Origin of the sequence: Pseudomonas sp. EL_65y_Pfl2_R96, from assembly GCF_963970905.1 — a bacterium.
Taxonomy (GTDB): domain Bacteria; phylum Pseudomonadota; class Gammaproteobacteria; order Pseudomonadales; family Pseudomonadaceae; genus Aquipseudomonas.
In genome coordinates this window covers 1-454 of record NZ_CAXAQH010000344.1, presented here as the reverse complement: position 1 = coordinate 454, position 454 = coordinate 1, and the positions used below count along the sequence as shown (strand labels likewise).

General features: G+C 64.1%; 1 protein-coding gene. It reads right to left on the bottom strand.

Annotated elements, in window-relative coordinates:
• Positions 1-454, bottom strand: a 454-nt coding sequence (locus AACY49_RS30960; protein WP_339528119.1) for a solute carrier family 23 protein, incomplete at both ends; no start/stop codon positions are given.

The following is a 454-nucleotide window of genomic DNA, read 5'->3' as shown; positions in this document are numbered from 1 at the left end:
TCTCCGGCATGATGATCTCTTCTTCAATCTTGTCGATCTTCGAAGCAGCGGTGTCGGCAGCTTTCTTGCCAAAGAACAGGTTGAGCGCCACGGCCGTGCAGATGCCGAGCAGGACACCGCTATGGGTAAAGGGCGCGAGCGCAGCTGGCGCTTGGGCGAAGAAGCGATCGGACATGCTCGGAATGAGGCCGACGCCGAGGCTGACCGCGACGACGAGCAGCTTTTCCTTCGACTGGTCCAGACCCGCTTGCGCCAATGACCGGATGCCCGTAGCCGCGACCATCCCGAACAGGACCAGCGCAGCGCCACCCAGCACGCTGGCCGGCATGGCTGCAACCAGCGCCGACGCTTTGGGGATCATCGCCAGCGCGAGCATGAAGGCGGCCGCGGCTGCGCAGACGAAACGGCTGCGGACGCCGGTCAAACCGACCAGCGCGATGTTCTGGGCGTAAGA